Here is a 24,444-nt window from a genome sequence, read left to right as displayed (position 1 = left end):
CGAGAACCGCATACGCGCTGGCAACGCGACGCCGCCTTGACTCGACACCATGCCTTCCAGCGAATCCGCCGTCCGGCGCGCTCTCGGCACGGCCCACGGCGCTGTCCCCGTCCCGGTGTCGGTCTTCGACGACGAGACCCCGGCCGTGGCCAACCTCGACCCCGACCTGCTCGACGCCCTGCGCCGGGCCGCCGCCGACGCCGCGGCCGACGGGATCGCCTTCCGCGTCCACGGCGGCTGGCGGTCCCCGGAATACCAGGAACACCTCCTGCACGAGGCGGTCGTGCGGCACGGCTCCGCAGCGGAGGCGGCCCGATGGGTGGCCACCGCGGAGACCTCGGCCCACGTGTCCGGGGACGCTGTCGACATCGGACCTCCCGACGCCCGGCTCTGGCTGTCCCGGAACGGAGCCCGGTACGGGCTGTGCCAGATCTACCGCAACGAGCCCTGGCACTACGAACTGCGCCCGGAGGCCGTCGAGGGCGGCTGCCCGCCCCTGTACCCCGACCCCACGCACGACCCGAGGATGCGCCGATGAGCCGTAGCCCACTGCCCAGATCGAGGAGCCGCGTCTCACGAGCTTGCTAGCATGCTCATGAGCAGGTGTGCTCACATGCTAGCATCGGAGCATGACTTCGGCCGCCAAGCGCCAGTTCAGCGTTTATCTGCCGCCTGACCTCGTGAAACGGGTCAAGCACGCCTCCGTCGAGGCCGAGGAGTCGCTCTCGGCGTTCGTCGAGCGCGTGCTCGAGGACTACCTGCGGCGAAGCGGCACCACCGATGAGGAGCGTTCGTGATGCGGGTGATGCCGATCCGCTACAGCTCGGATGTCGCGGGCATGACGCGGTTCTACGAGGCGCTTGGGCTGGCGGTCGGGGCGGTGTCGCGCCCCGGCGGCTGGGTCGAACTGCCCGCGGCGGGCGGCCTGCTGGCCATCCACCGGGGCGCCGACGAGGATGCGGGCCGGTGCGAGCTGGCCTTCGAGGCCGACGAGCCCCTTGAGGACGTCGCGGCGCGCCTGCGCGCGGCGGGCTTCGCGCCCGGGCCGGTGATCGACGAGAACCACGGGCACTCGCTGCGCGTCCAGGACCCCGACGGCGTGTGGGTGCAGATCAACCTGTACGATCGGCAGCTCTACACCTGAGCCGATGAGCGCCACCCGGACGACGGGCCCGCTGGTCCTCGCGGTCGGCATCGTCGCGCTCGAGTTCGCCGCGGCCGTCACCGGCTTCGTCGCCTCCACGCTGCTGCCCGTCGTCGCGGGCGAGCTGAGCGCCCGGGACGAGATCGGGCTGCTGATCGCGGGCTCGTCGCTCGGGTTGTTCGTCGCGCTCCCCCTGGCGAGCCGGGTGCTGCGGCGGCTGGGCGCGCGCGGGACCCTGGCCGTCGGCATGGCCGCCTACCTCGGCGGCCTCGCCGTGGCCGCCTCCGCCCAGGCCGCGTGGATGTTCGCGGTGGGCCAGTTCGCCACCGGCCTCGCCAGCGGCCTGCTCGCGGTGTTCGGCATCAGCTCCGCGATCCGCCACCTCGACGACCGGGTGCGCATCAAGGTCGTCGCGGCGTCGTCGGCGATGTGGATCCTGCCCGCGCTGGTCGGTCCGGCCGCGACGCTGGGGCTGGAACACCTCGTGGGGTGGCGGTGGACCCTGCTGGCCCCGGTTCCGTTCGTCCTCTTCGGACGCTTGCTGATCGTGCGCGCAGTGGGTGGCGATCCGTCCTCCGAGGACACGCCGCGCCCGCTGGGCCGGACCCTGCTGGTGCCGGTGGGGGCGGCGGGCGTCGTGCTGAGCACGGGATGGTGGCCGCTGGCGGTCATCGGAGCGGTGGTCGCCGTGGCGGGCATGGTGGCGATCCTGCCCGCCGGGACCGCGCGGCTGCGGCCGGGCACCCCCGCCGCGCTCGGCGCGATGGTGCTGTTCGCGATCGGCTACTTCGGCGCGGACAGCCTGATCACCGTGCTGATCACGAGCGGCTTCCGGATGAGCATCGGCCAGGCCGCGATCGTCCTGAGCGCCGCCCCGCTGGGGTGGGCGGTGACGAGCCTGCTGACCACCCAGTTCGCCTCCGAGCGGGCCAAGAAGCACTTCCCCGCGGTTGGCCTGGGCCTGACCGCCCTGGGCACGGGCGTCCTGGTGGTCGAACTCGCCGTCGGCGGGTCGTTCGCCATCGTGCTCGCCGCGTGGGCGGTGGGCGGGATCGGCGTGGGCCTGGCGTATCCCGGCCTCTACATCAGAGCGACCACCGCGAGCGCGAGCGGCTTCACGGCCGCGGAGCTGGCCACGGCGGTCATCACCGCCGAGTGCGTCGGCCAACTGCTGGGCCGGGCCGTCGGCGGCGCCCTGAGCTCGACCGCAACCACGGGCGGGATGCTCGCGTCCTACCTGCTGTTCACGGTCGCGCTGATCGCGGCGACGGCAGCGGCGACCCGATCCTCGGCCGCCGGGTAGACCCATCAAGTGGGCAAACCCCTCCCTGCCCACTTCAACATATAGCGCACCGAGGGTCTTGCGGCAAGACCCGGGTCGTGCCGCAGAATCTGCACCCGTCGCCGCGACCTGCGAAAACAGGTGCCGACGAGAACAATGACGGCCGGGGCAGGCGGTAGCGGCCGAGAGCAAGGGACCGACGGGGGAAGGTAGACGGATGAGCAGCTACGTGCTCGGTCTCCAGGAGATCGACCGGACACAGGTCTCGGTCGTGGGTGGCAAAGGGGCGCACCTGGGCGAGCTTTCGCGGATCGAGGGTGTCCGCGTGCCAGCGGGATTCTGCGTGACGACGGACGCTTTCCGGCGGCTCATGGCGGACACGCCGTCGATCGGCGAGCAGGTGGAGCACTTGGCGGGACTCGGCCCGGACGACCGGGAGGGGATTCGCGCGCGCAGCGCCGAGATCCGACGGGTCATCGAGGACATCGCCATGCCGGACGACCTGGCGGCGGCGATCACCGGGGCGGTCGCCGGGCTCGGTGCGGACGTCGCCTGCGCTGTCCGGTCCAGCGCGACGGCGGAGGACCTACCGGGGGCCTCCTTCGCGGGCCAGCAGGACACCTACCTCAACGTCGTGGGTCCCGCCGCGGTCCTCCGGCACGTCAGCCGGTGCTGGGCGTCGCTGTTCACCGAGCGCGCCGTGGCCTACCGGCTGCGCAACGGCTTCGACCACCGGAAGGTCCACATGGGCGTGGTCGTGCAGCGGATGGTCTTCCCGGAGGCCGCGGGCGTGCTGTTCACCGCGGACCCCGTCACGTCCGACCGGAAGGTCGTGTCCGTGGAGGCGGGATTCGGACTCGGCGAGGCGCTGGTCTCCGGCCTGGTGAACGCCGACAGCTTCAAGGTCCGCGACGGCGAGATCGTCGCCAGGTCGATCGCCGTCAAGCAGCGGGCCATCCACGCCGTGCCGGGCGGCGGGACGCAGGAGCGGCTCATCGAGCCGGCACAGCAGGAACGGCCCGCGCTGACGGACGCGCAGGTCGTGCGGCTCGCCCGGCTGGGACGGGCGATCGAGGCGCACTTCGGCCGCCCGCAGGACATCGAGTGGTGCCTGACCGACGACGACTTCCACATCGTCCAGAGCAGGCCGATCACCACGCTGTTCCCGATCCCCGAGACCGACGACGGCGAGAACCACGTCTACGTCTCCGTCGGCCACCAGCAGATGATGACCGACCCGATGACGCCCCTGGGCCTGTCCGTGTGGCAGCTGACCACTCCCCGGCCCATGGCCGAGGCGGGCGGGCGGCTGTTCGTCGACGTCACCCCGCAGCTGGCGTCGCCGACGAACCGCGCGGGCTTCCTGGAGGTGCTGGGGAAGTCCGACCCGCTGATCGAGGACGCGTTGCGGACCGTCGTCGACCGCGACGGCTTCATCCCGCCGCCGAGCGGCGAGGAGCCGCCGCCGATCCCCGGCGTAGCCCCGGTCACGGTGGAGACCGACCCCGCTCTCGTCGCCGGGCTGATCGAGCAGTGCGAGACCTCCATCGCCGCGGTGAGGCGGGAGATCCGGACGCGGTCGGGAGTCGAGCTGATCGACTTCATCCTGGCGGACTTCCAGGAACTGCGCCGGATCCTGTTCGACCCCCGGGGCCACCAGGTGATCATGGCGGCGATGCAGGCGACGTGGTGGCTCAACGAGCGGCTGTGGGAGTGGCTGGGCGAGAAGAACCCGGCCGACACGCTGAGCCAGTCCGTCCCGCACAACGTCACCTCGGAGATGGGGCTGGCGCTGCTCGACGTCGCCGACGCGATCCGCCCGCACCCGGATGTCGTCGCCTTCCTGCAGGAGGTCGATCACGACGACTTCCTCGACGACCTGGCCGGACTCGACGGTGGCCGGGAAGCGCGCGACGCCATCGTGGCCTATCTCGACAAGTACGGCATGCGCTGCGTCGGCGAGATCGACATCACCAGGTCGAGGTGGAGCGAGCGGCCCGCCATGCTCCTGCCCATGATCCTGTCCCACGTCAGGAACTTCGAGCCGGGCGCGGGCGAGCGGCGCTTCGAGCAGGGGCGGCAGGAGGCGTCGGCGAAGGAGCAGGACCTGCTGGCGCGGTTGCGGGCGCTGCCGGACGGCGAGCGCAAGGCCGAGGAGACCAAGCGGAGGATCGATCTCGTCCGGACGTACACCGGGTATCGGGAGTACCCGAAGTACGGCATGGTCAGCCGCTACTTCGTCTACAAGCAGGCTCTGCTGGCCGAGGCCGAGCGCCTGGTCCGGGCGGGCGTGCTCGGCGAGCGCGACGACGTGTTCTTCCTGCGGCTGCGGGAACTCCGCGAGGTCGTGCGGACGAACCGGGTGGACGACGAGCTCATCCGGCGGCGCAAGGAGGCGTTCCGGTCCTACGCGGCGCTCACGCCGCCCCGGGTGCTCACCTCGGACGGCGAGGCCGTCTCCGGGTCCTACCGCCGCGACGGCCTGCCCGACGGCGCCCTGGTCGGCCTGCCGGTGTCCGCCGGGACGGTCGAGGGGCGGGCGCGGGTCATCCTCGACCTGGCGACCGCCGACGTCGAACCGGGCGACATCCTGGTCACCGCGTATACCGATCCCAGCTGGTCTCCCCTGTTCGTCGCGATCGCGGGCCTGGTGACCGAGGTCGGCGGCCTGATGACCCACGGCGCGGTGATCGCCCGGGAGTACGGCCTGCCCGCGGTCGTCGGCGTCGAGCGGGCAACCCGGGCGATCCGGGATGGACAGCGGATCCGGGTGAACGGGACCGACGGGTTCATCGAGATCCTGACGCCGTAGCGCGCGGTCTGCCGCCGTCCTTCCGGGATGGCGAGACCCGGGTGCCCGCTCCGACCAGGGGCCGACATCCGCAATCGACCTCGGAAGGACCCCGCGATGACCGATCTGCTCCCGGCGGCGGCCGGGCGGCGGGAGTGGATCGCGCTCGCCGTGCTCAGCCCGCCCGCGCTCCTGGTCTCCATCGACGTGCACGTGCTGCTCCTCGCCCTGCCCCAGACGGCGGCCGACCTGGGCGCGAGCAGCACCGAGCAACTGTGGATCACCGGCGGGCACGGGTTGGCCTGATCATGGCGTCCGCGCCCGCGGAGAAGGCGGGCTCGGCGGCCGCGCTCGACGAGACCAGCGGTCCGACAAGGAAGGAGCCGCCGTTCCTTCCCATTCTCCGCAGAAACTCGACGTAAGCGGCGGGCAGGGTCTGCACGCCTTGGTCCGTGGCCACTTCCTCGATCTCCGCGTGCGAAAGTCCGAGGCGCGCTCCAGAGGACCATTCCTCGATACGTGCTTCGAAGGCGTCGAAGAAGTCGGTAGCGAGTTGGTCGTGTCAGGCATCTGCCGTTACCCCTGCTCCTAGCGGCCGCAGGGTGGGGTTCGGGTGAGGGACAGCGTCAGGTTCAGGGAACCGGCGCGGCCTTGGCGGGTTGCGGTGAGGTGGGCGGTGGGCGTCGGGGTGTCGCAGCACAGCGCGAGGATGGCCTTGGCGGCGAGGCGCCAGCCGCGGGTCGTCGCCTTCGTGCTCAGCCGGAGCAGTTCGCGCACGGGGCCACCTTCAGCTCGTCGGGACCATACCCCCCTACCGTACCTCAGGCGATCGCCGGCGGCTTCGCCTGTGGACTAGGCCACCCCGGCCGCACACCCCCTTGCCGCGGTGATCGACCGCTGCTAGCTTCGCCGTCGACACATACCCCCTACCCCTATGGAGTACCAATGTCCACGACGGCCGTTCGGGTGGATCGGCGCTGGTGGGCGCTCGGCCTCATCGCGCTCGCCCAGTTCATCGTGATCATGGACACCTCGATCATCGGTGTCGCCCTGCCGCGGATGCAGACGGATCTAGGGTTCACCCAGGAGTCCCTGTCCTGGGTCTTCAACGCCTACGTGGTCGCCTTCGGCGGTCTGCTGCTGCTCGGCGGGCGGCTGTCGGACCTGCTCGGCGCGCGGCGGGTGTTCGCGGCGGGATGGGCGGTGCTGCTGGTCGGCTCGGTGCTGGCGGGCGCGGCCGAGGCGGTGTGGGTCGAGTTGGCGGGCCGCGCCGTGCAGGGCGTGGGCGCGGCGCTGATCGCGCCGTCCGCGCTGACGCTGCTGATGACGCTGTTCGGCGGCAACCCGCGCGAACTGGGCAGGGCGCTGGCGCTCTACGGCGCCGCCGCGCCCGCGGGCGGCACCGCGGGCGTGTTCCTCGGCGGGGTCATCACCGAGTACATCAGCTGGCCCTGGGTCTTCTACATCAACGTGCCCATCGCCGTCGCGGTGCTGATCGCCGTGCCTGCGCTCATGCCGCGGGCCCAGGTGAAGCGCGGCGGCATCGACGTCCTCGGCGCGGTCACCGTCACCGCCGGACTCGGCCTTGCCGTGTACTCCGTGGTGCGCGCGCCCGAGGCAGGCTGGGGCTCGGCCACGACCGTGCTCGGCCTGGTCGGCGCGATCGTCCTGCTGGGAGCGTTCCTGGCGATCCAGGCCCGTCGGGGCGAGCCGCTGGTCCGGCTCGGCATCTTCCGCACGCCCGACCTCGGCGCGGCCAACGTCGCCCAGCTGCTGCTGGGCGCGGCGTGGATCCCGATGTGGTTCTTCCTCAACCTCTACCTGCAGCAGGTGCTCGGCCTGGGCGCCTTCGCCAGCGGCGCCGCGCTGCTGCCCATGACCGCCATGATCATGCTGATGATGATCGCCGTCGCGCCCCGCCTGACCGGCCGCTTCGGCGCCAAGGCGATGACTGTCACCGGGCTGGTCGTGCTCGGCGCGGGCCTGTTCTGGCTGGCCCAGGTCGGTCCGGACGGGACCTTCCCCGCCGACGTCCTGCCCGCGTCACTGGTCGCCGCGGTCGGCATGGGACTGGCGTTCATCCCCTCGCTGGGCACCGCCATCTCCAGCGCCCGGCCGGAGGAGGGCGGGCTCGCCTCGGGCATCGTCAACACCAGCTACCAGATCGGCTCCGCCCTCGGCCTCGCCGCCATCACCGCCGTCGCGGCCACCGCGGGCGCGGCCGAGATCACCGACCGGGTCGCCCTGACCGACGGCCTGTCCACCGCCTTCCTCGCCGCCGCGGGCATCGCGGTCGCGGGCGCGGCCATCACCGCCCTCACCCTCAACCGCCGACGGACCGATCAGCCGGTCGCCTGACCGAAAACGCCCACCGCGGGCGTTCGGACGGAAAGGTGCCCGGGCAGGCGCGCAACAGCCCCTCGCGGAGTGATCCGCGAGGGGCCGCTGTGCATCGGTCAGGGCTTGTCGGTCTTGAGGGTGTAGCTGCCGGAGCCGCTGTAGGCGTGGATGCGCCAGGTGTAGTAGCCGGCGGTGCCGGTGTACTCGACCTCCTCATTGGCCGCCGGGGTGGTGCCCTCGGCGACGGTGGTCCAGCCGTAGCCGTTCCACTTCTGCAGGTACAGGTCGAAGTCCGCGCCCGAGGGGCCGGTCAGGCAGCCGCGGTGCACACCGGAGGTGGTGGACTGGTAGTAGCTGTTGTTGGGCTGGTAGGCCGAGCCGCCCGCGTTCAGGGAGCCGGTGAAGGTCTCCTCCGAGCAGTTGCCCGGGTCCGGGTCCGGGTCCGGGTCCGGGTCGGGGCCGCCGCCGTTGAGGAACCCGATCTGCAGCAGCTTGTTCGGCGATCCCTTGACGTCGCTGATCTTGTTCGTCACGGTGTTGTCCAGCAGCGCGCGGTTGACCTCGGCGGGCGTCTTGCCGGAGTTGCCGGACATGCCCAGGTACAGCGCGGCCGCGCCCGCGACGTGCGGGGTCGCCATCGACGTGCCGTAGATGGTGTTGGTGGCGGAGTTCCCGGTGTGCCAGGCGGAGGTGATGTCCGTGCCCGGCGCGAACAGGTCGACGCAGGTGCCGTAGTTCGACGACTTGTTGTTGGGCCAGATCGAGCGGCGGTCGGAGCTGTCGGACGCGGCGACGGTCAGCACCTCGGGGACGCGGGCGGGCGAGACGTTGCAGGCGTCCTGGCCCTCGTTGCCCGCGGCGACCACGGTGGTGATGCCCCGCTGCAGCAGCCGCCGGGCGGCGTCGTCGTTGGTGGGCGACGCGCCACCGCCGAGGCTCATGTTGACGACCGCGGGAAGCACGGCGTTGCGGGCGACCCAGTCCATGCCCGCGGCGACCGAGTTGCCCTGGCTCCAGCCGTCGCACTTGAGCACGCGGACCGCGTGCACGGTCGCCTTCTTCGCCACGCCGTAGGTCGAGCCCGCGATGGTGCCCGCGACGTGGGTGCCGTGGCCGTTGCAGTCGGTGGCGTTGGAGTCGCCGTCGATGGCGTCGTAGCCGTGCTTGGCCCGTCCGGCGAACTGGTTGTGCGTGGTGAGGATGCCGGTGTCGATCACGTAGACGTTGACGCCCTGACCGCCCGACGCGGGGTAGGTGTAGGAGCGGTCCAGCGGCAGGTTCGGCTGGTCGATCCGGTCCAGGCCCCAGACCGGGTTCGTCTGGGTGTCGAGGGCGCGGACCTTGCGGTCCTGCTCGACGTAGGCCACAGCCGGGTCAGCGGCCAGCTTCCTGGCCTGGGCCTCGCTCATGTCGACCGCGAAGCCGTTCAGCGCCGGGTAGGTGTAGGTGATGCGGCCTGCGAACTTCCTGGCCAGCTCACCGGCCTTCGACGCCGTCTGCGCCGAGGAGACCGATGCGTCCTTGAACATCACGAGGTAGGCGCCGGGCACCGAGTCCGGCTGGTCGGCGCGCTGGATGGCGCCTTCGGCAGCCGCTGCGGGCAGTGCCATCCCGGCAGCGGCGAGCAGGGCGGCGACCGCCGCGCCCGTCACCGTGGTGGTGCGATGAGATCGCATGGGACAGTTCTCCGTTTCCTTCCACCGGGCGACGCCCGGAGGCGTGACTGCCGGGCAGGGATGATCACTGGCAGTCACATAGGACTCAGCATCAGCCGTGCGGGTGACGCATTCAATCGGAGATTCGCTAGGTGGCGGCACCTATTCGAGCGCGGAACCACTCCTGGTCACCGACGCCCGGTCATGCCGGATGGCCGGCCGCCGACCTCGGTCGACGACCGGCCTCGACGGCCCGTTCACCAGCGCAGGTCGGCGGTGCGGATCTCCCGTCGCGAACTGAGGCGCAGCTTCCGCAGCACGCGGGAGGTGTGCTGCTCGACCGTCCGCGATGACAGGAACAGGGTCTCGGCGATCTCGTTGTTGGTGTGCCCCGCGGCCAGCAGGCGGGCCACCTCGCGCTCCCGGGGCGAGAGGCTGTCGCCGTATCCGCGCCTGCCCTGCCGCGACGGCGTGGTGATCCCGAGGGAGCGCAGCAGGTGCCTGCAGCGGGCGGCGTCGTGGACGGCGCCCAGCGCCTGATAACGCTCGGCGCACTGCGTGTAGGCCGTGATGGCGGCGTCGCCGCCCGTGCTCAGCCGGTGGGCCTCGGCCCGCTCCCACGCCAGGGCCGCCAGGTAGGGCGCGCCCATCCCCTGGTACGCGCGGGCGGCCGCGGCGTGGTGCTCCGCGCCCGTCCCGCCCGCGTGCTGTTCGAGCGCCCCCCGGCACGTGTGCAGCGCGGCGGCGGCCATCGGGGCGATGAGCCCGCTGATCCCCTCGGTCGCCGAGCGCACCAGCTCCTCCGCGTCCAGCACCCGCCCCGCGGCGAGATAGGCGTCGACGGCGGCGGGCGCCAGCTCGCCCGCCCAGGCCCACACCTCCTTGCGCCGCAACAACGCCACGCCCGCGTCCGCCTCGACGACGGCCAGCACGACGTCGTCGTCGCGCAGCGCCAGCCGGGTCAGGCCCGCGCTGCCGCCGAGCGCGATGGGCGTGATCGCCGCGCGCGGCGTGCGCACGCCCGTCTCCAGCAGGTGCGTGCGCGCCGCCTCCCACTCCCCGCGCGCGAGGGCCAACTGGCCGAGCACCAGGTTCAGCTCGGCGGCCACCGCGGTCAGCTCGCGGTACTCGGCCAGCAGGGACGCCGCCCGCTCGGCCAGCCCCTCCCACGCGCCGGTGAACCAGTCCAGGCGGATGCGCGTGCTGCGCGCGGTGCTCAGCACGTAGAGCGCGCCGCTCTCCTCGGCCGCCTTCACCCCGAACCGCAGGTACTCGTCCGCGGCGTCGAACCGGCCGATCAGGGTCAGCGAGTCGCCGAGGTTGCAGTGCGCCCGCGCGATCTGCCGCTGCTCGCCCAGGGTCCGGCCGAGGGCGGGCAGCGTGGCCAGGCGCTCGTCGGTGTCCGGGTCGCCGATGGCCACCAGCCCCCCGACGACGTTGGCGATCAGCGAGATCCGCTGCTCCTGGTCGGCGCACTGGTCGATGGCCGCGTCCGCCTTGCGCATCCACGGCGCCAGCGACGACAGCGGGACGTCGCCGCTGAACGGCACGGCCAGGGCGCTCATGCACTTGGCAGCGAGGTCGGGCCGACCGCCGAGCTCGTCCACGGCCAGTTCGAGCTGCGCGCGACCCTCGACCAGCGCGTCGGAGTACCGCGCCAACAGCAGCCCGAGCTGCATCCTGACCTGGCCGCGGGCGCCTGCGGAGAGCCGGTCGTCGATCAGCAGCCGCTTGAGCACGGACGCCGAGCTGGGCACGTCCAGGCCGAGCAGGGCGGCCTCCCCCAGCTTGACGCCGAGCCGGTCGACGTCCGCCCCGGACAGGGCGGGCTCGGCGAGCAGGAGCCGCAGCAGCGGCGACGCGGTCATCGCGTCCGAGACCGCCAGCGCCTGGTCGGCGGCGGCCTCGCCGTAGGCCAGCCAGTCGGCGCGCTGGTGGGCCAGTCTGCTGTGCTCGGCGAGCTGGACCAGCGGCGGCGGGTCGATCGCGGCCAGCAGGCGCACCGCGCGCCGGTGCAGGTCCTTGCGCTCGATCGAGCTCATCGTCCCGTAGACGGCCTGCCGCGCCAGGGCGTGGCGGAACGCGCACGTCCCGTCGCCCGCGTCGTGCAGGAGCGCGCACGCCAGCACCTCGTCGACCGCGGCCCTGAGCCGGTCGCCGGAGAGCCCGGCGACCTCGCCGAGCACCTCGATCGACGCCGGGATCGCGAACGCGGCGGCCGCGCGGGCCAGGCAGCCCGCGTCCTCGGACAGCCCGGCCAGCCGCTCGGCGACCGACTCGCGCAGCAGCACCGGCACCTCGCCGCGCTCGGACCACCACCGCACGTCCACCCCGTCGATCGCGGCCTGGCCCGGCCGCACCGAGCGCAGCACCTCCTCGACCACGAACGGCAGCCCGGCGGTGTGCTCGTGCAGCACGGCGGCGAACTCCGCGCTCACCGTCTCCACGCCCAGGACCACCGCGGCGAGGATCCGCACCTGGGCGGTGTCCAGCGGCTTCAGCGGCAGGATCTCCGCGGTCACGCCCGCCCCCGGCCGGTACGCCGCGCCCAGCGGCATCCCCCACGGCACGTCCTCGCGCCGGTAGGTCACCAGCACCGCCAGCGTGGGCGGCGGATCGGCCATCAGGAACCGCAGCAGCTGCAGCGTGCCGTCGTCGGCCCAGTGCAGGTCCTCGATGACCAGCAGGGCAGGCCCGACGGCCACCAGGACCTCCCGGATCGCCCGGAACAGCAGGTGCCGGTCGAACACCGGGTCGCCGATCTCCCTCGGCAGCGGCGGCAGCACGTCCGCCAGCTCCGGCACGGCCGTGCGCAGGACGGAGGTGACCGGGTTCAGCGCCCCGCACCGCGCCAGCCTGCCGCGCGCCCTGCGCAGCGCCTCCAGGACGGCGCCGAGGATGAACGGCTCGCGCAGGTGCTGGCAGTGCCCGACCAGCACGGTCGGGCCGCCCGCGTCCACCGAGCCGATCAGCTCCCGGACCAACCGGCTCTTGCCGACCCCGGCCTCCCCCTCGACCTGAACGAACGCGGGGGTGCGCCGGACTGCCGACCGCAGCCTGCTCAACTCGTCCTCCCGGCCGACCAGCGCGGTGGGGACCGGATCACGTGGTGACATGTGTTCTTCGCCTAACCGGGAATCGGGGCGCGGTCGCGGCCCCGGGGAACCTGACCGGGCGGGTGGCCGAGGCCATCCCCGTCCTGTTAGGGAGCAACCGACATGACGGCAAGGATGAAACGGTCTACGGTCGGCGGGCAAGGCGGTGCTGCCCGTATCCAGGACGCGCGGGTCATACGTATTTTCACAGAATCGGATACGCAGAATTCGTCCGGGAACGCCGTCGACGCAGGCTGAACAGGACGCTCGGCCCGCCGTGTCGCGCCGGGGCCCGCCCGCTTTTCACACAAGGCGTGAACGTTCACTAGGTGCAGGCGTCCGTACCGTGGACGTCCGACCCCGGTGCGGCCGCCGCTGCCGACCTAGACTGCCGGGATGGAACTGGAGGTGCGGCACCTGCGCACGGTCGCGGTGATCGCCGAGACCGGCAGCCTGACCCGCGCGGCGGTCCTGCTCGGCCTGTCCCAGCCCGCGCTCTCCGTCCGCCTCCGGCGCATGGAGGAGGAGATCGGCGCGCCGCTGTTCACCCGCAGCCCCGCGGGTGTCGAGCTGACCGCGGTCGGCGAGTACGTGCTCCTGCGCGCCCGGTCCATCCTCGCCGCGATGTCCGAGCTGCGCAGCGGCGCGGCCCGGTTCGTGGAGCGGGCCAAACCGGTCATCACCGTGGGCGGGTCGGCAGGCTCGGTGCTGTTGGGGCTGGCCGAGCGGATGGGCGCGGAGCTGCCCGACGCCGACGTGCGGCTCACCATGGAGTACTCACCGCTGCTGCTGCGCGATCTGCTCGCCGCGGGCAGGCTCGACCTGGTGACGACAGTGGACTACCCGGGCTTCGAGATGCCGTCGCACCAGGCGCTGCACTGCGAGGTCCTGGCCGAGGAGCCGGTGTTCGTCGCCGTTCCCGGCTCGGACCCGCTGGCCGCGCAGGACGAGATCGCCCTCGGCGACCTCGCCGACCACAACTGGGCGGTCAGCCCGCCGAACGGCGCCGGATGGCCGGACTGCTTCCACATCGCCTGCGCCCAGCACGGTTTCACCCCCGAGGTCCCCTACACCACGCCCAACGCGGACACCGTGCGCACGCTCGTCGCGGCGGGGCGCGCTGTGGCGCCGTGCCAGCCGGTGTACTTCGGCAGCGAGGACGTGGTCGTGCGGCCGCTCGCGGGCAATCCGCTGTGGCAGCGGCACGTCATGCTCTGCCCGCGCGACGGCACGCTGGCCAAGCGGCTGCCGACGCTGGTCGACTTCGCCAGGGACGCCTACTGGTCCTTCGTCCGCGAGCACAGCCCGCACTACGACCTGCTGCGGGCCGCGCGCTGAGCCCGCTCACCACCGCCAGTCGGTGCCGATGATCCCGACGCGGCCGTCCCTGACCACGAAGCAGACGTCGCGGGACTTGCCCATCCGGACGGACTTGACAGCATGGACGGGAGCCGACGCGTTCGCCTGCCAGTAGCTCGTGCAGAACGCGGGCGGGCGGCCCTCGAAGCGGATCAGCTGGGTGTACTCGCTGACCGGCCTGCGCAGGTTGCGGAAGTAGTGCGCGATGGGCGGGGTGACGTGGCCGCCGATCTCGTACTCCAGCACGGCGTACTCGCCGCCGCGGATCGGGCGGTCGAGGACCAGTTCGGCGACCAGGTACCCGGCGCCGGGGTCGGTGAGGACCCGCCCGACGCTCGCATAGTCCACATCGGCCAGAACGGGGACGATCCCCGGGTGGTCGGACTGGTAGCCGACCACGTAGCGGGTGACCCGCCCGCCGAGGCCGCGGAGCACGATGCGGGTGCGGACACCGCGCTCGGTGCCGTGCTCGGTCACGGTGTACACGTCGTGGACCGACACCAGCGACCGGCGGCCCTCGCCCGGGGTGGCGAGCTTGGCGATCAGGTCGCCGATCGGCATCTGCTCGGCCCGGTCCACCCAGCGCCCGCGCGGGCGCGGCGGGCCGATGCGGCTGGTGAGCGTGGCCGGGGGCAGGTCGAGGACCTGTTCGAGGACGGCGACCGCCCGGCGGGACCGCTCGTTCTCCGGCTGGCGCAGGCCGCGCCGCCAGTAGCTCAGCGTGGCGTTGCTGACCGCCACGCCGTGGTCGGCCAGGTGGCGGCGGAGCCGGTCGAGGGTGAGCCCGTGCGCGGCGATCGCGGTGTCGAGCGCCCCGGCGAAGGAGCGGACCGGGTGATCGTGCGCTGACATGGGCTCCTCCTTCGTCGGGGACCCCCATTCGTACCCGACGCCGGGGCGGAGCAACAGCCATGCCTTCGATTCATACCCGCCAAACGGCGTTGATGGGGTGGCGGGCCGGGCCCGCCACCCCATCAGGCCTCAGCGGCTCAGACGCCCGCGATGGACCTGATCCAGGACCGGTAGCGGGTGATGTTGGTGTAGGTGTTGTAGTCGCTGCGGTTGCTGGTGGACGCGACGCCCACCTGGCGGCCGTTGCCGAACATCGGGCCGCCGGAGTCGCCGCCCGCCGCGATGCCGTTGCCGTAGTACGCGCCGATGCCGACGCCGCCGTGGTAGTCGCGGCCGTTCACGGTGGCGACCTCGACGTTGGCGTACTTCAGGTAGCGGGACTGGCACGAGAGCTCGGGGTTGCACCGGCCCGTCGCGCCCCAGCCGAGGATGGTCGTGGTCTGTCCGACCCAGACGTCCGAGGTGGTGCCCAGCGGCGAGTAGGTGGTGTTGACCGACCGGTCGAGCTGCACGATGGCGAGGTCCGCGCTGGAGTGCACGGTCGTGCGCGAGGCGTAGGCGACGGTGCCGCCGGAGTACTGGTCGAGGCTGCCGATCCGGAACGACATCCCGCCGCCGACGCAGTGCCGCGCGGTCAGGATGTACCGCGGCGCGATGATGGTCGCGCTGCAGTTCTCGGTGCCGTTGAGGAAAAGCCGGGCGGCCCAGGGCGCGCTCTGGTTGTAGTAGCCGCCGTCGATGATCTGGATGCCCGCGTCGGGCGTGCCGGAGGGCGGCGCGGGCTTGGCCGCGGCCGCCTGCGCCATCATGGTCATGGACGCCGCTGCCAGGACGACCGTCACCAGGGACTTGAGCAGTTTCATGGGATCGCTTTCTTTTCGCGTAGCAGGGTGTGCGCGAAACATCGCGCGACCCGGCACCGCCGGGCCACGCTGGGGACAGAGCGATTCTGCGGGCAGCGACGAAACCGTTGCAATCCGTGGACACCTAGGTGTTTTCGCGGGCGGCACTGGTTTTAACGGAATTGGCGTCCGATCGCCTGGTCACCCCGGCCGGGGTTTGACCGGACCGGCCGAGCGGCCGGTTCCACCGCGGCGGATGCGCCCGGACCGCCGCCGCTCGTCGTCGCGAGGCAGGTCGAGGCGCGGGCTGTCCTCGGGCGGATCAGGCGAGGTCGCGCAGGAGATGGGTGAGCTGGGTGACGGTGTCCGTGCCGACACGCGCGGCCAGGGTGCGTTCGTGGGCGGCGGTGAGGGATTCCAGGCGGTCGAGTTTGGCCCGGCCGAGGGCGGAGACGTGCACCGAGACGCGGCGGCGGTCCTCCTCGGACTGCGAGCGGTACAGCAGGGCCGAGTCGACCAGCGCGTCGACCATGCGGGTCAGGGTGGGGTGCGGGATCTCGACGGCGGCGGCGAGTTCGCCCATCGAGCGCTCCTGGGCGGCCAGGGCGCGCAGGACCCGCCACTGGTCGACGGTGAACCCCTCCTCCTCCAGCACCGTGCCGAGGTCGCGGACCAGGGCGCGCTGGGCGCGGGTCAGCAGGTCGACCAGGTCCCCACCGACGAGCCGGGAGGCGCGGTGACCAGCCATGACATGCCTTTCGCCGGGGGGTTGGACACCGAGCATACTGTCCGTCCATGGACTCCACAGCGGTCGTGCGCGCGGTCGTGCGCGATCCGGTCGAGGTCGCGGTGGCCGGGCCGGACGCGGGCGCGCTGCGCATCGGCCTGCTGCTGCCGCTGTCCGGCGCGCTGGGGTTGACCGGCCCGTCCGGCCTGTCGGCCGCCTCCCTGGCGGCCACCGAGCTGAACGCGGCGGGCGGGGTGCGCGGGCGGCGGGTGGAGCTGGTGCTGCTCGACGCCGGTCGGATGCCGCACGAGGTGGCCGTGGCGGCCGCGTCGATGATCGGCCTGGTCGACGCGTTCGTGGGGTTCCACACCAGCGACGTCCACCGCGCGCTGGAGGCGGCCCTCGGCGGGCGGGCGCCGTACGTGTTCACCCCGCCGCACGAGGGCGGGACGCGGCTGCCGGGCGTCGTGCTGCTCGGGGACTCCCCCGCGCGCCAGCTCGCGCCCGCCGTGCGCTGGCTGGCGGCCCATCGCGGGCTGCGCCGCTGGGCGCTGGTGGGCAGCGACTACATCTGGCCGCGCGCGGTGCACCGCGCCGCCTCGGCGATCGTGCGCGGGGTGGGCGCGGAGGTGGTCTGGCGGCGGCTCGTGCCGTTCCCGGAGCCGGGCATCGACGCCGAGGAGATCGTGGGCGCCCTTGCCCGGGTGCGGGCGCAGGCGGTGCTGGTCAGCCTGGTCGGCCGCGACCTCGCCCTGTTCAACCGCGTGTTCGCAGCGTCCGCGCTGGCCGGGCGCGTGGTGCGGCTGTCGGGGTCGCTGGAGGAGAACGTGCTGCTGGCCGCGGGCGGTGACGAGACCGGGGAGCTGTACGCGGCGATGCGGTCGTTCGCGGGCCAGGGCGACGACCGGCGGATCGCGCTGGCCGAGCGCTACCGCGGGCTGTTCGGCGGCAGCGCGCCGGTACTCGACGCCTACGCCGAGGGCTGCTACGACGGCGTGCACCTGGCGGCGGCGCTGGCCGCGGCGGGCGAGCTGACCGCGTCCGCGGCGCGGGTCGGGGCCGTCCGGCTCCTCGCCGATCCCACGGGCGGCAGGTGGTCGGCAGCGTCGCTGGGCCCGCCTCGCCCGGGCGGGTTCCTCGCCCGCGCCGACGGCCTGGAGCTCACCGTCATCACGGGCTTCTGACCGCGCCGACAAGATCCTTCCGTCTGGAATCTTTTCAATCGGAAGGAATGTGTCTAGGCTTCGCCGCACTGTCACGGCGAGGAGGACGGCATGAGCCAGGACACGGACCTGGGACGCTACGGCTACAAGCAGGAGCTGCGGCGCTCGCTCGGCTTTCGGGACCTGTTGATCTACGGATTGATCTTCATGGTGCCGATCGCCCCGTTCGGCATCTTCGGCGGAGTGTTCCAGGGCTCCGGCGGGATGGTCGCCCTGACCTACGCCATCGGCATGGTGGCCATGCTGTTCACCGCCAACTCCTACGCCCAGATGTCCAAGGCGTTCCCGCTCGCGGGCTCGGTCTACACCTACGCGGGCCGGGGCATCGGCGCGCCGGTCGGCTTCCTGGCCGGGTGGATGATCCTGCTCGACTACGTCCTGGTGCCCGGCCTGCTCTACCTGATCGCCAGCGTGGCGATGAACTCGCTGGTGCCCGCCGTCCCGCTGTGGCTGTGGCTGGTGGCGTTCGTGCTGCTCAACACCGCGGTCAACTACCTCGGCATCGAGATGACCGCGCGGGTCAACCGGATCATGCTGGTGGCCGAGCTGATCGTGCTCGCGGTCTTCATCGGCATCGGCGTGGTCGCGGTGGCGCAGGGCAAGGGGCAGGGCTTCAGCTTCGACGCCTTCTTCACCAGCGAGACGTTCTCCTGGCCGCTGGTCTTCGGCGCGGTGTCCATCGCGGTGCTCAGCTTCCTCGGCTTCGACGGCATCTCCACGCTGGCCGAGGAGAACCGGGAGTCCGCCCGCGCGATCGGCCGGTCGATGGTGGCCGCGCTGCTGCTGGTCGGCGTGCTGTTCGTGGTGCAGACGTGGGTGGCGGCGATGCTGGTGCCCGACACCCAGGCCCTGCTCACCGACGGCGACCCCGGCGGCACGGCGTTCTACGACGCGGCGCGCGTGGCCGGTGGCGAGTGGCTGGCGATCCTGACGGCCGCGGCGACGGCGGTGGCGTGGGGCTTCGCGAACTCGCTCGTGGCGCAGGCGGCGACCTCGCGGCTGCTGTACGCCATGTCCCGGGACCGCAGCCTGCCCAGGTTCCTGTCCAAGGTGCACCCGACCAGGCGGGTGCCGGTCAACGCCACGCTGCTGGTCGCCGCGGTCTCGCTGGCGCTCGGTCTCTACATGCAGTCCCGTGACGACGGCATCACGCTGCTCAGCTCGCTGGTGAACTTCGGCGCGATGGCCGCGTTCCTGGTCCTGCACGTGGCCGTCGTGGTGCACTACGTGATCCGCAACCGCAGCCGCGAGTGGGGGAAGCACCTGATCGCGCCGGCCATCGGGTTCGCGATCCTCGCCTATGTCGTGGTCAACGCCAAGCTGGCAGCGCAGACCAGCGGGCTGGTGTGGCTCGGGGCCGGGGTGGTGCTGATGATCGCCCTGCTGCTGGCGGGTCGCGGGCTGCGGCTGTCCGGTATCGGCGGGACGGAGGAGGAGAAGTGAGCATCGAGGTCGTGCGCCTTGACCCCGCGCGGGAGCAGCTGGCCTACGCCTTCGGCGGGCGGGAGCCGCTGCTGACCGTGCTGCCGGGCACCGTGGTCGAGCTGAGCACTGAGGACTGTTTCGGCGGGGCGGTGCGCACAGTGGACGACCTGCCCAGCCAGGTCTGCGCCTTCCCCTACCTCAACCCGGTGACCGGCCCCATCGCCGTCGAGGGGGCCGAGCCGGGCGACGCGGTGGCGGTGCACTTCGCCGACATCCGGCCGGTGCGCGACTGGGCCGTGTCCAGCACCTTCCCGCACTTCGGGGCGCTGACCGCGACCCACACCACGGCCATGCTGCACGACGCCCTGCCCGAGCGGGTGTGGCTCTACGAGGTGGACGTGGCCGGGGGCGTGTGCCGGTTCCAGGCGCGGGGCAGCGAGTTCGAGGTGGAGCTGCCCCTGGACCCGATGCACGGCACGGTCGGCGTCGCGCCAGCGGCGGGCGAGGTGCTGATGAGCATCAGCCCCGGCGCGCACGGCGGGAACATGGACACCCCCGAGCTGCGCGCGGGCACGACGGCGTACTTCCCGGTCAACGTGCCCGGCGCGATGATCTCCATCGGCGACGGCCACTGCCGCCAGGGCGAGGGCGAGGTCTGCGGCACCGCGGTCGAGGCGGCGATGTCCACTGTGGTCGTCGTGGACCTGATCAAGGGCGCCGCCCCGGCCTGGCCCCGGTTGGAGAGCGCGGACCACCTCATGTCGACCGGGTCGGCCCGGCCGCTGGAGGACGCCTTCCGCATCAGCCAGCACGACCTGGTGGGCTGGACGGCCAGCCTGCTGGGCCTGGACGCCCTTGACGCCTACCAGCTGGTCAGCCAGGCGGGCCTGGCCCCGGCGGGCAACGTCGTGGACACGACGTACACGATGCTGGCCAAGCTGCCCAAGAGCATCCTGGGCCACGCCGCGGCCTACGACGGGATCCACTCGCACCTGCGCGGGATCGCGGAGCGCTACCTGGCGGAACGGTAGCGGATCAGGCGCGGGCGGGGTTCCACGCAGGGCCGGTGCGCGCCCACGCGCCGGGGGACCCCGCCCGCTTTCCGCCGGGGTGTTACGTGCGGGCGTCGAGGTCGACGAGGGCGGCCGCGAGCCGGAAGTACTTGTTGGCGCCGAGGTCGCGCACGGTCTTGATCCCGAACGCGGCGGCGAGCCTGTCGGCGTCGGCCTCGCTCACGCCGGACAGGGCGGCGACGGGGGCGTCGAGCACCTCGCCGACGGTGAGGTCCTCGTAGGCCTTGTCGAGCTGCTTGGCGAGGTCTGCGGAGACGGCCACGGATGTCCTTCCGGTAGGGGATGGGCTTGCTGGGGTATCGGGCGAGCCCGCCCAGGGTTACAACCCATCCGCCGTGCGCGGGGTCACCAGGCCGGATTCGTAGGCGAAGACGACGAGTTGGGCGCGGTCCCGGGCGTGGAGTTTGACCATGGCGCGGTTGATGTGGGTCTTCGCGGTCAGCGGGCTGATCACCATGCGGGCGGCGATCTCGTCGTTGGTCAGACCGTGGGCGGCCAGGGTCACGGCCTCGCGTTCGCGGTTGGTCAGGTCCGCCAGCGCGGCGTCGGTGGCGGTGCGGAGGGGTTGGGCGACGAAGCGGGTGATCAGCCTGCGGGTGATCGACGGCGCGAGCAGGGCGTCGCCTCGGGCCGCGACGCGCACGGCGTGCAGGAAGTCCTCCGGGTGGATGTCCTTGACGAGGAACCCGGCCGCGCCCGCGCGCAGGGCGTGGAAGACGTACTCGTCCAAGCCGTAGTTGGTCAGGATGACGACGTGCACCGAGGCCATGGCCGGGTCGGCGGCGATGCGCCGGGTCGCCTCGATGCCGTCGACGACCGGCATCTGGATGTCGATGAGCGCGATGTCGGGCAGGTGCTGCCTGGCCAGCGCCACGCCCTCGCCCCCGTCGGCGGCCTCGGCCACCACCTCGATGTCGTCCTCGACGTCGAGCAGCGCACGGAACCCGCTGCGGATGAGCGGCTGGTCGTCGACCAGCAGGACCCGGATCACGGCGTCCGGTCCACGGGGAGCTCGGCATGGACGCTGAACCCGCCCTCGCTGCGCGGCGCCGCGCTCAGGCTACCCCCGAGCGCGGTGACCCGCTCGCGCATCCCGAGCAGCCCGACGCCGGGCACGGGCGCCGCGTCCGGCGTGGCCCTGCCGTCGTCGTCGACCCGGACGACCAGGGTGTCGGGGCGGTGGTCGATCCGGACCGACGCGGTGGCCGCGGCGGCGTGGCGGGCGATGTTGGTCAGCGACTCCTGGACGATCCGGTAGGCGGTCCGGCCCACCGCGGCGGGCACGGCGTCGCGACGGCCCTCGACGGTCAGGGTCGCGTCGAGGCCGGTCGTCCTGGCCCGCCGCACGAGCTCCGGCACGTGGTCGAGGCCGTGCGGCGGGCTCTTGTCGTCGTCGCGCAGGGCCTCCAGGGTCGCCCGCAGTTCCCGGGCCGCCTCCCGACCGGCGTCCCGGATGGCCAGCAGGGCGTCCGGCACCTGCTCGCCGCACTTGTGGGCGAGGTGGACGGCGACCTCGGCCTGCAGCTTGATCACGGAGATCTGGTGGGTGAGCGAGTCGTGCAGCTCCCGGGCGATGTGCAGCCGCTCCTCGTCGGCCCGCCGCCGCGCGGTCTCCTCCCGGGTGCGCTCGGCCTCGTCCGCCCGCCGCTCTGCCTGCCGCAGCGCCTCCCCCGCCGCGCCTGCGGCGATCAGCCACGCGATCTCGAGGACGTTCCGGGACCGCGTGAACGCCTCCCCCACCAGCCAGTCGTGCGGGGAGACCAGGATCGCCAGCGGGAGCGCGGCCAGCATGACCACCGACCCCACCACCGTGACGACCCGATGCCCGGCCCGCATGGTGGCGTACACCGCGAACAGATACGCGACGACCGGGACATCGAACCCGACGGCCTGGTGCCCCAGACCGCACACCCCGGTCACCGCCAACACGACGACCGGCGCCCGACGCCGCGCGGCCAGCGCCAGACCGCCTGCCGCCAACAGCGCGTAACCGAGCGGTTCGAGGTCCGTGGCGGGGTGCTGCCCGGACAGCCCGGCGACCAGCAGACTCACCGCCACGCCGACGGCGATCACCCAGTCCCCGACCCCGATCCTCACGCCTGAACCCTAACCGGGCAGCGGCGCGGTGAACTCCCACAGAGGGACGATCAACCGCCTACTGCGGACGCAGTATCCGACCGCGTCAGCAGCAGCCGACTACCGCACCAACGGCACCCCCAAGTGCCCACAGCCGCACGACGACCGGCGGGGGCTCGGCCGGACATGATCAGCCGCATTCAGTCGGAGGAACGAGGAGAACCCCATGTCCGTCGCGTTCGTCGCACAGGTCTGCACGACGCAGGCCGAGTGCGCGTCCCAGGGTGTCGACACCTTCGTCGGGACCCCCGCGCGAATCTGGGCCAGCGTCGCCGCCCTGGTGGCACTCGCCAGCGTGGTCACCGCCTGGCTGGCACTCGCCCGACCCCGCAGGATCGGCCGGAAGGCCGCCATCGCCGCCCTGGTGGCAGGCACGGTCGCCGCCGTCAACGGCGCCGTGAACCTGGCAGTGGCCGACGGCGGCCTCGGCACCGGCAACGGAGTGGCGGGCGGCGCCATAGCCCTGGCCCTGGGCCTGACCGCCGCAACCCTGTCCTGGCGAGCCCTTGCCCGCTCCCGCACCACCGAGCCGATCAGCTGACGGGTGTTCAGGGCGCGATGAGTCCGGCGAGTCGGTCGATGCCCAGGCCGGAGGTGAGAAGCCGTTCCTTGGCGTTGCCGAGCAGGGTCCGGGTCCACGGCGTGAACCCGCCGTCGCCGACGTCCTCGAGCCCGGCGCCGAACGAGGCGCAGATCTTGAAGCACAGACCCTCGTAGTAGGAGCGCCCGCCGTCGCGCTCGGGGTAGTCCCGCACGGCGGCGATGTCCTTCAGCTCGTGCACCAGGTCGGCGAAGGCCGGGTCGAGGACCGTCGTGCGGAACTCGATCTCACCCGCTCCCAGTGCGCGCAGGGCGGCGACGGCGTAACGCGCGTGCTCGACCAGGTGCGTCTTCTCGAAACCGAGGCCGCCCGCGTCGCGGCCCGCCGAGACCATGCCCAGCAGACCGAAGTGCGCGAACATCCCCGCGCCCTCGATCCGCTGTGCCCGCACGACACGCTGGACGGCGGCGAGGCGGACCGGTGTCCGTCCGGACCGGCGGACGGCGGCCTCGAGGGCGAGCCCGTTCGTCGGGTCGGCGGCCACCTCGGTGCCGCGGGCGGTGCTCACCACGCGGTGCTGGGAGAGCCCGGCGACCGCGGAATGCGTGCCGAGCGGGGCCAGCGGCGAGAGGGTGACCCGCGCGAACTCCGCGGGCAGGGTGTCCAGCAGGACGTCCTCAACCCACCGGAGCACGGCGAACGGCAGCGGCGCCACACCGGTGAACCGGTCGGCGCGGTAGCGGCGCAACACATCCGGCCCGCGCAACCGCGCCGCCCTGCGGCGGGCCACTTCCAGTTGCAGTGTCGTCAGGTCCGCGCCAGGCAGCCCGGCCAACAGATCAGCGGCCGCGCCGCCCGGTCCGGCGAGCAGCCGACGCAGTGGTCCGGATCGGTCTTCCATCGCACCGGTCTAACAGGTCCGCGCCGAGACCGCTAACGCATTACGGACGTCTGCTCACGGATCACCCAGCGAGGGCCAGTTCCGGGGTGAGGGCGGAGGGGAGGTCTTCGCTGTGGATGACGTGGAGGGTGCTCACCGCGCGGGTGAGGGCTACGTAGAGGCGTTGCAGGCCTCGGGGTTCCGCGTCGACGATGTGGGTGGGTTCGATGACGACGACCGTGTCGTACTCCAGGCCCTTGGTGAGGGTGACCGGGGCCAGGGTGAGTCGTTCGGGGGTGTCTTCCTCGCCTAGGACGGTGTGGGACAGGCCGTGGGTCGACAGGGCCGCTTGGAGCGTGGGGATGTCCTTGTCAGCGGCGATGACGCCGACGGAGCCCTCGCGCCGCAGGGCGTCCTCGAGCGTGGTGATCAGGAGGTCGAGCTGGTCGGACGCCGGGGTCCGGGTGACGTGGAGGGCGCCCTCGGTGTGGCGGAAGGACTGCGGCCCGGTGAGGTCGGGGGCGATGCTCGGCAGGAGGCGGGCGGCGTAGTCGATGATCTCGGCCGGGACGCGGTAGCCGCGGCTGAGCACCTCGACGGCGCCCTTGGGCCGGTCGAGATGGGTCAGGACCTCCGACCAGTCCCGCACCGCGAACGGGCTGGTGGCCTGCGCCAGGTCGCCGAGCACCGTGCACGCGCCCGCGACCCGGCGGGCGATCGCGCGGAAGTGCAGGGGGCTCAGGTCCTGGGCCTCGTCGACCACGATGTGGCCCATCCTGGCGGGCGTGGCGACCAGGCCCGCCACCTCGTCGAGCATGGCCAGGTCCACTGTGGACCAACGCATCGACTTGACGCCTCGGGGCCGACTGGACAGCAGCACGGCCCGCTGCTCGTCCGCGGAGAGGATGCCGTCGGCGGCGGCGGCCAGCTGCTCGGCGTCGGTGAGCAGGTCGAAGACGAGCCGGGCCGGGTCGACGGCGGGCCAGATCGCGCGCACCGCCTGGCCGATGCCCCGGTTGCGGCTGAGCTGGGCCAGGGTGGCCGACGCGCCGCCGCCGCGCTCCATCTGCCGGAGCACG

Annotated in this window: 22 protein-coding genes and 1 pseudogene; 12 read left to right on the top strand and 11 right to left on the bottom strand. The window is 72.6% G+C overall.

Annotated features, from left to right (window positions below; translation table 11 throughout):
- Nucleotides 1-49 precede the first annotated feature (49 nt).
- The 6 genes and pseudogenes from Actkin_RS11625 to Actkin_RS11600 all read left to right on the top strand — a co-directional run.
- A complete protein-coding gene (locus Actkin_RS11625; RefSeq protein ID WP_258907122.1) occupies nucleotides 50-538 on the top strand; it encodes a M15 family metallopeptidase in 489 nt (162 codons plus the stop codon).
- A gap of 91 nt (nucleotides 539-629) precedes the next feature.
- Nucleotides 630-797: a ribbon-helix-helix protein, CopG family gene (locus Actkin_RS11620; RefSeq protein WP_189212622.1), complete on the top strand. Its 168-nt coding sequence runs from the start codon at nucleotides 630-632 to the stop codon at nucleotides 795-797.
- Nucleotides 797-1,144, top strand: a complete 348-nt coding sequence (locus Actkin_RS11615) for a VOC family protein (RefSeq protein WP_258907120.1) — start codon at nucleotides 797-799, stop codon at nucleotides 1,142-1,144. Before Actkin_RS11620 ends, Actkin_RS11615 begins: the two co-directional genes overlap by 1 nt.
- Nucleotides 1,145-1,148: 4 nt before the next feature.
- A complete protein-coding gene (locus Actkin_RS11610) occupies nucleotides 1,149-2,447 on the top strand; it encodes an MFS transporter (RefSeq protein ID WP_258907118.1) in 1,299 nt (432 codons plus the stop codon).
- 196 nt (nucleotides 2,448-2,643) lie between these two features.
- A complete protein-coding gene (gene rph, locus Actkin_RS11605; RefSeq protein WP_258907116.1) occupies nucleotides 2,644-5,238 on the top strand; it encodes a rifamycin-inactivating phosphotransferase in 2,595 nt (864 codons plus the stop codon).
- A gap of 96 nt (nucleotides 5,239-5,334) precedes the next feature.
- A pseudogene (locus Actkin_RS11600) lies at nucleotides 5,335-5,514 on the top strand (MFS transporter); the annotation flags it as partial.
- A gap of 291 nt (nucleotides 5,515-5,805) precedes the next feature.
- Here Actkin_RS11600 and Actkin_RS11595 read toward each other — a convergent pair.
- Complete coding sequence (locus tag Actkin_RS11595; RefSeq protein WP_258907114.1) at nucleotides 5,806-5,994, bottom strand: hypothetical protein; 189 nt, start codon at nucleotides 5,992-5,994, stop codon at nucleotides 5,806-5,808.
- Nucleotides 5,995-6,162: 168 nt separating this feature from the next.
- On the opposite strand from Actkin_RS11595, the gene Actkin_RS11590 reads away from it, so the two are divergent.
- On the top strand, nucleotides 6,163-7,575 hold the full coding sequence (locus Actkin_RS11590) for an MFS transporter (RefSeq protein ID WP_258907112.1): 1,413 nt from the start codon (nucleotides 6,163-6,165) through the stop codon (nucleotides 7,573-7,575).
- A 98-nt stretch (nucleotides 7,576-7,673) separates the two neighbouring features.
- On the opposite strand, the gene Actkin_RS11585 is transcribed toward Actkin_RS11590, so the two are convergent.
- Together Actkin_RS11585 and Actkin_RS11580 are read right to left on the bottom strand one after the other, a co-directional pair.
- Complete coding sequence (locus Actkin_RS11585) at nucleotides 7,674-9,233, bottom strand: S8 family peptidase (RefSeq protein WP_258907110.1); 1,560 nt, start codon at nucleotides 9,231-9,233, stop codon at nucleotides 7,674-7,676.
- A 236-nt stretch (nucleotides 9,234-9,469) separates the two neighbouring features.
- On the bottom strand, nucleotides 9,470-12,328 hold the full coding sequence (locus Actkin_RS11580; protein ID WP_258907108.1) for an ATP-binding protein: 2,859 nt from the start codon (nucleotides 12,326-12,328) through the stop codon (nucleotides 9,470-9,472).
- A gap of 375 nt (nucleotides 12,329-12,703) precedes the next feature.
- Here Actkin_RS11580 and Actkin_RS11575 point away from each other — a divergent pair, with 375 nt between their 5' ends.
- Nucleotides 12,704-13,645, top strand: a complete 942-nt coding sequence (locus Actkin_RS11575; RefSeq protein WP_189212614.1) for a LysR family transcriptional regulator — start codon at nucleotides 12,704-12,706, stop codon at nucleotides 13,643-13,645.
- 6 nt (nucleotides 13,646-13,651) lie between these two features.
- On the opposite strand, the gene Actkin_RS11570 is transcribed toward Actkin_RS11575, so the two are convergent.
- From Actkin_RS11570 to Actkin_RS11560, 3 genes are all read right to left on the bottom strand, one after another.
- Complete coding sequence (locus tag Actkin_RS11570; protein ID WP_258907106.1) at nucleotides 13,652-14,518, bottom strand: hypothetical protein; 867 nt, start codon at nucleotides 14,516-14,518, stop codon at nucleotides 13,652-13,654.
- 137 nt (nucleotides 14,519-14,655) lie between these two features.
- Nucleotides 14,656-15,381 (bottom strand): S1 family peptidase, encoded by a 726-nt coding sequence (locus tag Actkin_RS11565; protein ID WP_258907105.1) that lies wholly within the window; start codon nucleotides 15,379-15,381, stop codon nucleotides 14,656-14,658.
- Between the two features lie 301 nt (nucleotides 15,382-15,682).
- The gene (locus Actkin_RS11560; RefSeq protein ID WP_258907104.1) at nucleotides 15,683-16,108 is read right to left on the bottom strand and encodes a MarR family winged helix-turn-helix transcriptional regulator; all 426 of its coding nucleotides are present in this window, start codon (nucleotides 16,106-16,108) and stop codon (nucleotides 15,683-15,685) included.
- Between the two features lie 47 nt (nucleotides 16,109-16,155).
- Between Actkin_RS11560 and Actkin_RS11555 the strand changes: the two genes are divergently transcribed.
- The 3 genes from Actkin_RS11555 (at nucleotide 16,156) to Actkin_RS11545 (ending at nucleotide 19,766) form a co-directional block, all read left to right on the top strand.
- Nucleotides 16,156-17,271: a substrate-binding domain-containing protein gene (locus tag Actkin_RS11555; RefSeq protein ID WP_189212610.1), complete on the top strand. Its 1,116-nt coding sequence runs from the start codon at nucleotides 16,156-16,158 to the stop codon at nucleotides 17,269-17,271.
- A 90-nt stretch (nucleotides 17,272-17,361) separates the two neighbouring features.
- The gene (locus Actkin_RS11550) at nucleotides 17,362-18,753 is read left to right on the top strand and encodes an APC family permease (RefSeq protein WP_258907103.1); all 1,392 of its coding nucleotides are present in this window, start codon (nucleotides 17,362-17,364) and stop codon (nucleotides 18,751-18,753) included.
- A complete protein-coding gene (locus tag Actkin_RS11545) occupies nucleotides 18,750-19,766 on the top strand; it encodes an acetamidase/formamidase family protein (protein ID WP_258907102.1) in 1,017 nt (338 codons plus the stop codon). Before Actkin_RS11550 ends, Actkin_RS11545 begins: the two co-directional genes overlap by 4 nt.
- Nucleotides 19,767-19,848: 82 nt before the next feature.
- On the opposite strand, the gene Actkin_RS11540 is transcribed toward Actkin_RS11545, so the two are convergent.
- Genes Actkin_RS11540 through Actkin_RS11530 form a run of 3 tightly spaced genes read right to left on the bottom strand, consistent with a single transcriptional unit; the run spans nucleotide 19,849 to nucleotide 21,905 of the window.
- Nucleotides 19,849-20,070, bottom strand: coding sequence for a hypothetical protein (locus Actkin_RS11540; protein WP_258907100.1), 222 nt, complete (start codon nucleotides 20,068-20,070; stop codon nucleotides 19,849-19,851).
- Nucleotides 20,071-20,127: 57 nt separating this feature from the next.
- Nucleotides 20,128-20,799, bottom strand: coding sequence for a response regulator (locus tag Actkin_RS11535; RefSeq protein WP_189212606.1), 672 nt, complete (start codon nucleotides 20,797-20,799; stop codon nucleotides 20,128-20,130).
- On the bottom strand, nucleotides 20,796-21,905 hold the full coding sequence (locus Actkin_RS11530) for a sensor histidine kinase (RefSeq protein ID WP_258907096.1): 1,110 nt from the start codon (nucleotides 21,903-21,905) through the stop codon (nucleotides 20,796-20,798). The genes Actkin_RS11535 and Actkin_RS11530 overlap by 4 nt, the downstream gene beginning before the upstream one ends.
- Before the next feature lie 205 nt (nucleotides 21,906-22,110).
- On the opposite strand from Actkin_RS11530, the gene Actkin_RS11525 reads away from it, so the two are divergent.
- Nucleotides 22,111-22,485, top strand: a complete 375-nt coding sequence (locus Actkin_RS11525) for a DUF6223 family protein (protein ID WP_258907095.1) — start codon at nucleotides 22,111-22,113, stop codon at nucleotides 22,483-22,485.
- A gap of 7 nt (nucleotides 22,486-22,492) precedes the next feature.
- Here Actkin_RS11525 and Actkin_RS11520 read toward each other — a convergent pair whose 3' ends face one another.
- A complete protein-coding gene (locus tag Actkin_RS11520) occupies nucleotides 22,493-23,386 on the bottom strand; it encodes a hypothetical protein (protein WP_258907093.1) in 894 nt (297 codons plus the stop codon).
- Between the two features lie 61 nt (nucleotides 23,387-23,447).
- Nucleotides 23,448-24,443: a helicase domain-containing protein gene (locus tag Actkin_RS11515; RefSeq protein ID WP_258907091.1), complete on the bottom strand. Its 996-nt coding sequence runs from the start codon at nucleotides 24,441-24,443 to the stop codon at nucleotides 23,448-23,450.
- Between the last annotated feature and the right edge of the window lies 1 nt (nucleotide 24,444).

Origin of the sequence: Actinokineospora sp. UTMC 2448, from assembly GCF_024760565.1 — a bacterium.
GTDB classification, from domain to species: domain Bacteria; phylum Actinomycetota; class Actinomycetes; order Mycobacteriales; family Pseudonocardiaceae; genus Actinokineospora; species Actinokineospora fastidiosa.
This window is presented reverse-complemented; position numbering and strand designations above follow the sequence as displayed.

Bases quoted from the DNA above. Each gene is read 5' to 3' on its own strand.
- Actkin_RS11625 (WP_258907122.1), top strand. From the start codon at position 50: ATGCCTTCCAGCGAATCCGCCGTCCGGCGCGCTCTCGGCACGGCCCAC.
- Actkin_RS11620 (WP_189212622.1), top strand. From the start codon at position 630: ATGACTTCGGCCGCCAAGCGCCAGTTCAGCGTTTATCTGCCGCCTGAC.
- Actkin_RS11615 (WP_258907120.1), top strand. From the start codon at position 797: ATGCGGGTGATGCCGATCCGCTACAGCTCGGATGTCGCGGGCATGACG.
- Actkin_RS11610 (WP_258907118.1), top strand. From the start codon at position 1,149: ATGAGCGCCACCCGGACGACGGGCCCGCTGGTCCTCGCGGTCGGCATC.
- rph (WP_258907116.1), top strand. From the start codon at position 2,644: ATGAGCAGCTACGTGCTCGGTCTCCAGGAGATCGACCGGACACAGGTC.
- Actkin_RS11590 (WP_258907112.1), top strand. From the start codon at position 6,163: ATGTCCACGACGGCCGTTCGGGTGGATCGGCGCTGGTGGGCGCTCGGC.
- Actkin_RS11585 (WP_258907110.1), bottom strand. From the start codon at position 9,233: ATGCGATCTCATCGCACCACCACGGTGACGGGCGCGGCGGTCGCCGCC.
- Actkin_RS11580 (WP_258907108.1), bottom strand. From the start codon at position 12,328: ATGTCACCACGTGATCCGGTCCCCACCGCGCTGGTCGGCCGGGAGGAC.
- Actkin_RS11575 (WP_189212614.1), top strand. From the start codon at position 12,704: ATGGAACTGGAGGTGCGGCACCTGCGCACGGTCGCGGTGATCGCCGAG.
- Actkin_RS11570 (WP_258907106.1), bottom strand. From the start codon at position 14,518: ATGTCAGCGCACGATCACCCGGTCCGCTCCTTCGCCGGGGCGCTCGAC.
- Actkin_RS11565 (WP_258907105.1), bottom strand. From the start codon at position 15,381: ATGAAACTGCTCAAGTCCCTGGTGACGGTCGTCCTGGCAGCGGCGTCC.
- Actkin_RS11560 (WP_258907104.1), bottom strand. From the start codon at position 16,108: ATGGCTGGTCACCGCGCCTCCCGGCTCGTCGGTGGGGACCTGGTCGAC.
- Actkin_RS11555 (WP_189212610.1), top strand. From the start codon at position 16,156: ATGGACTCCACAGCGGTCGTGCGCGCGGTCGTGCGCGATCCGGTCGAG.
- Actkin_RS11550 (WP_258907103.1), top strand. From the start codon at position 17,362: ATGAGCCAGGACACGGACCTGGGACGCTACGGCTACAAGCAGGAGCTG.
- Actkin_RS11525 (WP_258907095.1), top strand. From the start codon at position 22,111: ATGTCCGTCGCGTTCGTCGCACAGGTCTGCACGACGCAGGCCGAGTGC.
- Actkin_RS11520 (WP_258907093.1), bottom strand. From the start codon at position 23,386: ATGGAAGACCGATCCGGACCACTGCGTCGGCTGCTCGCCGGACCGGGC.